Source organism: Streptomyces sp. NPDC001220, assembly GCF_053597895.1.
Genome location: NZ_JBSFJE010000030.1, coordinates 47,150 through 55,429, shown reverse-complemented (window position 1 = coordinate 55,429; position 8,280 = coordinate 47,150). Strand labels below are relative to the sequence as shown.

Here is an 8,280-nt window from a genome sequence, read left to right as displayed (position 1 = left end):
CCAGGAGCCGTACAGGGCCCGCTCGCGCTCGACGAGCAGCGGCAACGGCTCGGAGCAGGTGACCAGTTCCCGCAGCGGATACCGGGTCAGGATCTCGTCGACCTCGGGGGTCAGCGCGTTCGCCAGACGGGTGTGCAGGGGGAGGGTGTCGTCGCCCAGGGCCCGGGCCGCCGCCGCGACCCGCTCGCGCTCCGCTCCCGCGGGCATCCGGGCGGCCGCGCGCGCGTACAGTTCGGCGCCCTCCTCCAGGACCAGACCGGTGTCGATGCCCGCCGGGATCTTCATCCGGGCGTGCCGCCGCCAGGTGGTGAGCGGGGCACTCCAGGCCTCCACGTGATACGTCCAGCGGCCGGTCGCGTCCGGGGTGACCTCGGCGCCCCAGCGGTCGGTACCGCGCACCAGCTCCCGCATCGGGGTCCAGGGACCGGGCCGGCCCGCGGGGTCGCACAGCACCACATTGGCGCCGACGGCGTCATGACCCTCGCGGAAGACGGTGGCGGTGACCCGGAAGGTCTCGCCGGGGACCGCCTTCGCCGGACGCCCGCCGCCGTCCACGGCCGGTTGCACGTCACGCACCGGAACACGGCCGATGGCCTCTGTCGCCTTCATGGGTCTCACCTCCGCCATGCGCGGAGCCGGGCCCGTGGCCCGGCTCCGCGGTCCGTAGTGCGCGGGCGGACGAGGTGTCCTCCCGCGGGGTCCGCCTGCGGATCACTGCCGCGCGGAACTCCGGTCCGAGGGCGGACCCCGCCGGACCTTCCCGCTCAGCTGGGCCCGCCCGCCCTGTTCCCGCAGATAAGTGACGAGGCTGGTGCGCAGATAGCGCTCGGCCGCGTCCACCGCCTCCCGGGCGCAGCGCTTGCCCATCAGCACACACAGCGTGTAGCCCGAGTCCTCGAAGGTGGACCGCACCTCGCGGTCCTGCGGCGAGGCGAGCATGACGCGCTCCCACGCCCGGTAGCGCCGCAGCTGCCGGGCCACCTCGGCCTTCGCGGGTAGCAGCATGGCCGTGTCTTTCCTTCCGACGCTCTCGAGTGGGCACGTGTCCCCGACGGTCGGGGAGCGTCCGGGCACGGAAGGGCACGGAGCCGTTACGGCGAATCGAGGCTTTCACTCATGGTGCACGGATGACGACGGAGCGTCTTGTTGGATCTTCAACCACCCCACGCGGCTCTCGTGTTGCACGAATGGCGTAGCGCCCGCACTGTGGGAGGTGACTCAGAAGCGATCAGTGCTCACGCTACGCGTCGGGAACGGATTTCCGGACGGGTGAGGGGAGCGGGAGCCGCGCCGGGTGAGGAGCCAGCGACAATGAAGACCGCAGTGCCCTGCTACTACCACCTCGACGTGGAGGTCAGCCCGGAACGGGTGGGACAGGTCAGCCGCATCTTGGCCGCCCATCTGCGCTACTGGGACCTCGACAACCTCGTGGACCCCGTCTGCCGCGGTGCCGAACTGCTGCTGACCGCCATCGACCAGCATGCGACGGACAAGCACATGTCCATCGAGATGTGGTGGAACGGGCAGCATCTCATCACCGCCATCGGTGACGACGACCGTGATCTGCGCCCCGATCAGGACCTGCGGTCGTGCCTGGCGCACCTCGCCGCCACCAGCGACGGCTGGGGGTGCTGTGCCCCGGAGACCGGCAGCAAGATCATCTGGTTCTCGCAGCGAGCCCGGTCCGGTGAGCGCGTCCCGCTGGTCACGACCGCGCCGGCGCCCAGCCTGCGCCGGACGCTCCGGGTGCCCCGCGCCGTCCCCGTCGCCCAATTGGCCGCAGCCGCCGAAGGCGTCCTGGAGGGCGCCCGGTGACGGCTCGGAAGTCCCGGAAAGGGGTGCCCGTATGGAGCGGGCACCCCTACCCGTTGGGCGCCTCCTTCGACGGACAGGGCACCAACTTCGCCCTGTTCAGCGAGGTCGCCGAGCGGGTCGAGCTGGTCCTGGTGAACGACGCCGGCACCCAGCGGCCGGTGCCGCTGACCGAGGTCGACGGCTTCGTCTGGCACGCCTACCTGCCCGGCGTCGGGCCCGGGCAGCGCTACGGCTACCGGGTGACCGGCCCCTGGGACCCGGAGGTCGGCCACCGGTGCAATCCGGCGAAGCTGCTCCTGGACCCGTACGCCCGGGCGGTCGACGGCCAGATCGACAACCACGCGTCCCTGTACGAGCGCACACCGGGCGGGCCGGCCCCGGCCGACAGCGCCGGGCACTCCATGCTCGGCGTGGTCACCGACCCCTACTTCGACTGGGGCGACGACCGGCCGCCCCGGCGGGCCTACTCCGACTCGGTGATCTACGAGGCCCATGTCCGCGGCCTCACCCGCACCCATCCGGAGGTACCCGAACGGCTCCAGGGCAGCTACGCCGGTCTCGCGCACCCGGCCGTCATCGAGCACCTGACCTCGCTCGGCGTCACGGCGGTCGAGCTGATGCCGGTCCACCAGTTCGTGCAGGACGGGGTGTTGCAGGACCGGGGCCTGTCCAACTACTGGGGCTACAACACCATCGGCTTCTTCGCCCCGCACCACGCCTACGCCGCCTTCGGCAGCCGGGGCCAGCAGGTCAACGAGTTCAAGGCGATGGTCAAGGCGCTGCACGCGGCCGGCCTCGAAGTGATCCTCGACGTGGTCTACAACCACACCGCCGAGGGCAACGAGATGGGCCCCACGCTGTCCTTCCGGGGCATCGACAACGCCTCCTACTACCGGCTGGTCGACGGCGACTGGGCGCACTACTACGACACCACCGGCACCGGCAACAGCCTGCTGATGCGCCACCCCTACGTCCTCCAGCTGATCATGGACTCGCTGCGGTACTGGGTGACCGAGATGCATGTCGACGGCTTCCGCTTCGACCTCGCCGCCACCCTGGCGCGGCAGTTCCACGAGGTGGACCGCCTTTCGGCGTTCTTCGACCTGATCCAGCAGGACCCGGTGATCAGCCGGGTGAAGCTCATCGCCGAGCCCTGGGACGTGGGGGAGGGCGGTTACCAGGTCGGCAACTTCCCGCCGCTGTGGTCGGAGTGGAACGGCAAGTACCGGGACGCCGTACGGGACTTCTGGCGGGCGGAGCCGGGCTCGCTCGGTGAGTTCGCCTCCCGGCTCACCGGCTCCTCCGACCTCTATCAGCACCGGGGGCGCCGGCCGCGCGCGAGCGTCAACTTCGTCACCGCGCACGACGGTTTCACCCTGCGCGACCTGGTGTCCTACAACGACAAGCACAACCAGGCCAACGGCGAGAACAACCGGGACGGCGAGAGCCACAACCGGTCCTGGAACTGCGGCGCCGAGGGCGACACCGAGGACCCGGCGGTCCTCGAACTCCGGGCCCGTCAGCAGCGCAACTTCCTCGCCACCCTGCTGCTGTCCCAGGGCATCCCGATGCTCAGCCACGGCGACGAACTCGGCCGCACCCAGCGCGGCAACAACAACGCCTACTGCCAGGACAACGAGGTCTCCTGGACCGACTGGGAACTCACCGAGGAACAGCGGACGCTCAGCGACTTCAGCCGGTACGTCATCGGGCTGCGCGCCGCCCACCCGGTGCTGCGCCGGCGCCGCTTCTTCCGCGGCGAGACCGCCGTGCACCGCGGACAGCCGCTGCCCGACCTGGTCTGGCTGCTGCCCGACGCCAGCGAGATGACCGACCAGGACTGGGAGCGTCCCGACGCGCACTCGGTCGGTGTCTTCCTCAACGGCGACGCCATCGCCGAACGCGACCCCTACGGCCGGCGCCTGGTCGACGACTCGTTCCTGCTGCTCCTCAACAGCTTCTGGGAACCGGTCGACTTCCGGCTGCCCGACGACTCCTACGGCGAGCGCTGGACGGCCCTCATCGACACCGCCGAACCCGACGGCATCCCCGACGAGCGTGAGCGCAAGGCGGGGACCAGGCTGCGTGCCGAGGCCCGCAGCCTGGTCCTGCTGTCCCGGCCCTCCCGCGGCAAGGGCTGAGGAACCGGAGGGATCAGGGACGCAAGGGGCGCGCGGTCACGGTGAACTGCGCCCCGTCCGGGTCGCGCAGGATGGCCTCGGTGTCCTTCTCCTGCAGGACGCTGCCGCCGTGCTTCTCGGCCGCGCGGGCACACTCGGCGACGTCGTTGGCCGCGAAGTGGATCTGCCAGTGCGGCCGTACGGTGGGATCGGGGGCCGCCTCCACCGCCCCGGAGTCGATCCGGGCCACGGCGTCGCCCCGGCTGCGCAGCACGACCTCGCCGCCGTCGTACTCGACCTCGCAGCAGCCCTGTTTCTCGGAGGCCCAGCCGAGCACCTCGCCGTAGAAGATCGCCGAGTCGAAGGCGTTGCGGGTGTGCAGGCGGATGAAGGTGGGTGCGGCCTGCCGCCAGATCTCCCAGTTGGAGACCAGCTGGCCCTCCCAGATGCCGAAGATCGCCCCGTCCCGGTCCGCGAGCAGTGCCGCACGGCCGGGCGGGAAGGACAGCGGCCCCACCGCCGGCGTACCGCCGCGCTCACGGGCCCGGGCGACCGCCTCGTCCGCGTTCTCGACGGCGAAGTACGGCGTCCAGGCCACCGCCATCTGCCACATCGCGGCGACCGCGGCGATGCCCGCGACCGGCACCCCGTCCGCCAGGGCGATCCGGAAGTGGTCGCCGAGCCGGACACTGCGCCATCGCCAGCCGAGTACGGCGCTGTAGAAGTCCTCGGTCGTCTGCAGGTCGCGGCTGGTCAGGCTCACCCAGCACGGGGCGCCGAAGACCGAGTGCGTGGAGACGATGTCTCGCTGCTTCTTCACGGGGCCGGGGGCAGGCGTGTCGTTGTTCATGGCACTCGCGTCCTGGGGTCGGGGCCGGCCGGGGGAACCACCGGTCTGACACCAGTGTCCAACCGGAAGCGGCCGGGATGCCTGCCGAGTACCCCGGTGGCACTCCACCAGGCGAGTGACGACGACGGGGGAGTGGGCGAGAGCGGGGGCGGACTCGGCCCTCCACCGGGGCGATGCCCGCCGAGATCCGTGCCGAACCGCAGGACGCCGCCGACTCGTACGGGCCTACGCGGATTCCCGGCGCACCGTCCGGGTGAGACTCAGCCCGTCTCGGCGAGCAGCTCCTCGCGCAGCCGCTCGAAGCAGGCCGTGAGCAGACGGGACACGTGCATCTGCGACACGCCCAGCTGCTCGGCGATCCGGCTCTGTGTCATACCGCGGAAGAACCGCAGGTAGAGGATGAGCCGGTCGCGCTCGGGAAGGCTCTGCAGGCAGGGCTCGGCCGCGGTGCGGTCGACGACCAGGTCGTAGCCCGGATCGGGGCCGCCCAGGGTGTCACCGAGCGCGTAGCCGTCGGCGCCGGACACCTCGGCGTCCAGCGACAGCGCCGAGAAGCAGTCCAGGGCCTCCATCCCGGTCCGCACCTCGCTCTCGGTGAGCTGGGTCCGCTCCGCGATCTCGGCGACGGTGGGCATGCCGCCCGGGGAGGCCTGGTCCAGCTCCTTGAGGGCGACCCGGACCCGGTTGCGCAGTTCCTGGACCCGGCGCGGCACGTGCAGGGTCCACATGTGGTCACGGAAGTGGCGCTTGATCTCACCGGTGATCGTCGGCACGGCGTACGCCTCGAAGGCCCGCCCGCGCGCCGGGTCGTAGTGGTCGACGGCCTTGACCAGCCCCAGCGCGGCGACCTGGCAGAGATCCTCCAGGGCCTCCCCGCGGCCGCGGAACCGTACGGCGATCCGCTCGGCCATGGGCAGCCAGAGCTCGACCAGCCCGTCCCGCAGGGCCCGGCGTTCCGGGCCCTCGGGCAGCCCGGCCAGCCGCACGAAGTCCGCTGCCGTGTCGGGGGCGTCGTCGTGTGGATGGGGCTTGGTGGTGACGGTGGTGGCACGCATGGGGCGCACCTCCCTCAACGGGTGCTGTGTGGACGGACACCGTGGGAGGAACGCACCTCGGACCCCGGGGAGAACACGGGGGCACCGGCGGAAGGCGGCTCCCACGCACGTGCCTCCGGTCCGAAGCACTGACAAGCAGATGCCCCGAATGGGGCAAATCCAAACAATCCGCCTGAAAGGGCGAGATTGCTGTCGCCACTTCGGCCTCCGGCTCTTGACCGTCCCTTGGGTGGGATTACCTCTGTAGCAGAGGTAATCTTCCAGGTGTGAAATCGGAGACGTTCCCGGAAGAGCTGGCCGACGCGCTCGTCGGGATTCAGCGGCTGATCCGCCGCCGACTACGCCGCGGGCTCGCGCTGCCCCGGCTGCGCGGCGCCGAGGTGGAGCTGCTGCGGCTGGTCGAGGCGCGGCCCGGGATCGGCATCTCGGACGCGGCCAAGGAGCTGTACCTGGCGAGCAACTCGGTGTCGACCCTCGTCAACCAGCTGGCCAGGGACGGCTTCCTGCTCCGCGAGACCGACCCCGGGGACCGCAGGGCCGCCCGGCTGCTGCTGACCGAGGCCGCCGAGAAACGCCTCGCCGACTGGCAGCGGCGCCGCGCGGACCTGGTCGTGAGCCATGTGTCACGGCTCGACGAGGCGGACCGGGCGGCGCTCGAGGCCGCGCTTCCGGCGCTGCGCAAGCTGGCCGTCACCCTGCACGAGGAGGCCGAGGAATCATGACGCCGGACACCACCGCAGTCGCCTGCACAGGGCTCTCCTACACCTTCGGGGAGACCAGGGCCGTGGACGGGCTCGACCTGACCGTCGGCGAGGGCGAGGTCTTCGGACTGCTCGGCCCCAACGGCGCCGGCAAGACCACCGCCATCCGCTGCATCACCACCCTGCTTCCGGTCCCCGCCGGGATGGTCCGCGTCTTCGGCCATGACACCGGCCGGGAGCGGATGGCCGTCCGCAGACTGCTCGGCTACGTCCCGCAGCAGCTGTCCGCCGACAGCGGGCTCACCGGACGCGAGAACGTCGCCCTGTTCGCCCGGGTCTTCGACGTCCCCCGGCGCGAGCGCGCCGAGCGGGTCGCACAGGCGCTGGAGGCCGTCGACCTCGCCGACGCCGCCGACCGGCTCGCCGGCACCTACTCCGGCGGTATGGTCCGCCGGCTGGAACTGGCCCAGGCCCTGGTCAGCGCGCCCCGGCTGCTGATCCTCGACGAGCCGACCATCGGCCTCGACCCGATCGCCCGCACCGGGGTGTGGGACCAGATCAACGCCGTGCGCGAAGCCACCGGCATGACCGTCCTGGTCACCACCCACTACATGGATGAGGCCGACCAGCACTGCGGCCGGGTCGGGCTGATGCACCGCGGCCGGATCCGCGCCCTCGGCACCCCCGACGAGCTCAGGCGCGGCCTCGCCGAACGCCAGGGCACCGACACCCTGCCCACCCTCGAAGACGTCTTCCGCGACGTGGCCGGCAGCGGCCTCGACGACCAGTCAGGAGGTTTCCGCGATGTCCGAAGCACCCGCCGCACCGCGAACCGCGTCGGCTGAGCGCACGGCGGCAGCATCCCTGCTGCTGACGCCGCCCCAGCCGCGCTCCGGGTGGCGGCTGCTGCCGGCCCGGGTCGTCGCCATGTGCGCCGTCGAGCTGCAGAAGCTCCGCCACGACCGCACCGAGCTCTACACCCGGGCGATACAGCCCGCCCTGTGGCTGCTGATCTTCGGGCAGACCTTCACCCGGATCAAGGCGATACCCACCGGCGGCATCCCCTACATCGACTACCTCGCGCCCGGCATCATCGCCCAGTCCGCGATGTTCATCGCGATCTTCTACGGCATCCAGATCATCTGGGAACGCGACGCCGGCATCCTCAACAAGCTCCTCGTCACCCCCACCCCGCGCTCGGCCCTCATCACCGGCAAGGCCTTCGCGGCCGGGGTGAAGTCCCTGATCCAGGCCGTCGTGGTGATCGTCATCGCCGCGATCCTCGGGGTCTCGCTCACCTGGAACCCGCTGAAGCTGCTCGGGGTCGGGCTGGCCGTCGTCCTCGCCTCCGCGTTCTTCTCCTGCCTGTCCATGAGCATCGCGGGCATCGTCCTCAGCCGTGACCGGCTGATGGGCATCGGGCAGGCGATCACCATGCCGCTGTTCTTCGGCTCCAACGCCCTCTACCCGGTGGCGATCATGCCCGGGTGGCTCCAGGTGGTCAGCAAGATCAACCCGCTGAGCTACCAGGTCGACGCCCTGCGCGGGCTGCTGCTCGGCACGCCCTCGCACCTCGGCCTCGACTTCGCCGTGCTGGCGGTCGCCGCCGTCCTCGGCATCACCGCGGCCTCCTCGCTGCTCGGCCGGCTGGCCCGCTGAGCCGGCCGCAGGGCTGACGGACGCCGACGTGATGTGCGGCACGCGGCCGCGACCCGTCCCGGGCCCCCGGGGCGGGATAA

At 71.4% G+C, this 8,280-nt stretch carries 9 protein-coding genes; 5 read left to right on the top strand and 4 right to left on the bottom strand.

Translation table 11 applies throughout. The features are described from left to right. Positions 1-609, bottom strand: a 609-nt coding sequence (locus ACWDGI_RS42265) for a maltotransferase domain-containing protein (protein WP_450768365.1), incomplete at its 3' end; no start/stop codon positions are given. Between the two features lie 102 nt (positions 610-711). Beyond that, positions 712-1,005: a DUF5133 domain-containing protein gene (locus ACWDGI_RS42260; RefSeq protein ID WP_360494053.1), complete on the bottom strand. Its 294-nt coding sequence runs from the start codon at positions 1,003-1,005 to the stop codon at positions 712-714. 306 nt (positions 1,006-1,311) lie between these two features. On the opposite strand from ACWDGI_RS42260, the gene ACWDGI_RS42255 reads away from it, so the two are divergent. After that, on the top strand, positions 1,312-1,815 hold the full coding sequence (locus tag ACWDGI_RS42255) for a pep a2 (protein WP_450768364.1): 504 nt from the start codon (positions 1,312-1,314) through the stop codon (positions 1,813-1,815). After that, positions 1,812-3,956: a glycogen debranching protein GlgX gene (glgX, locus tag ACWDGI_RS42250; RefSeq protein WP_450768363.1), complete on the top strand. Its 2,145-nt coding sequence runs from the start codon at positions 1,812-1,814 to the stop codon at positions 3,954-3,956. The genes ACWDGI_RS42255 and glgX overlap by 4 nt, the downstream gene beginning before the upstream one ends. A gap of 13 nt (positions 3,957-3,969) precedes the next feature. On the opposite strand, the gene ACWDGI_RS42245 is transcribed toward glgX, so the two are convergent. Together ACWDGI_RS42245 and ACWDGI_RS42240 are read right to left on the bottom strand one after the other, a co-directional pair. Further along, positions 3,970-4,785: a VOC family protein gene (locus tag ACWDGI_RS42245; protein ID WP_450768362.1), complete on the bottom strand. Its 816-nt coding sequence runs from the start codon at positions 4,783-4,785 to the stop codon at positions 3,970-3,972. 260 nt (positions 4,786-5,045) lie between these two features. Next, positions 5,046-5,840 (bottom strand): SigB/SigF/SigG family RNA polymerase sigma factor, encoded by a 795-nt coding sequence (locus ACWDGI_RS42240; protein WP_450768361.1) that lies wholly within the window; start codon positions 5,838-5,840, stop codon positions 5,046-5,048. Between the two features lie 266 nt (positions 5,841-6,106). Between ACWDGI_RS42240 and ACWDGI_RS42235 the strand changes: the two genes are divergently transcribed. The 3 genes from ACWDGI_RS42235 to ACWDGI_RS42225 are packed head-to-tail and all read left to right on the top strand — an operon-like array spanning position 6,107 to position 8,200. Then, on the top strand, positions 6,107-6,562 hold the full coding sequence (locus ACWDGI_RS42235) for a MarR family winged helix-turn-helix transcriptional regulator (RefSeq protein WP_450768360.1): 456 nt from the start codon (positions 6,107-6,109) through the stop codon (positions 6,560-6,562). Then, positions 6,559-7,386, top strand: coding sequence for an ABC transporter ATP-binding protein (locus ACWDGI_RS42230; RefSeq protein ID WP_450768359.1), 828 nt, complete (start codon positions 6,559-6,561; stop codon positions 7,384-7,386). Before ACWDGI_RS42235 ends, ACWDGI_RS42230 begins: the two co-directional genes overlap by 4 nt. After that, positions 7,346-8,200 (top strand): ABC transporter permease, encoded by an 855-nt coding sequence (locus ACWDGI_RS42225; RefSeq protein WP_450768358.1) that lies wholly within the window; start codon positions 7,346-7,348, stop codon positions 8,198-8,200. The genes ACWDGI_RS42230 and ACWDGI_RS42225 overlap by 41 nt, the downstream gene beginning before the upstream one ends. Positions 8,201-8,280: the final 80 nt, after the last annotated feature.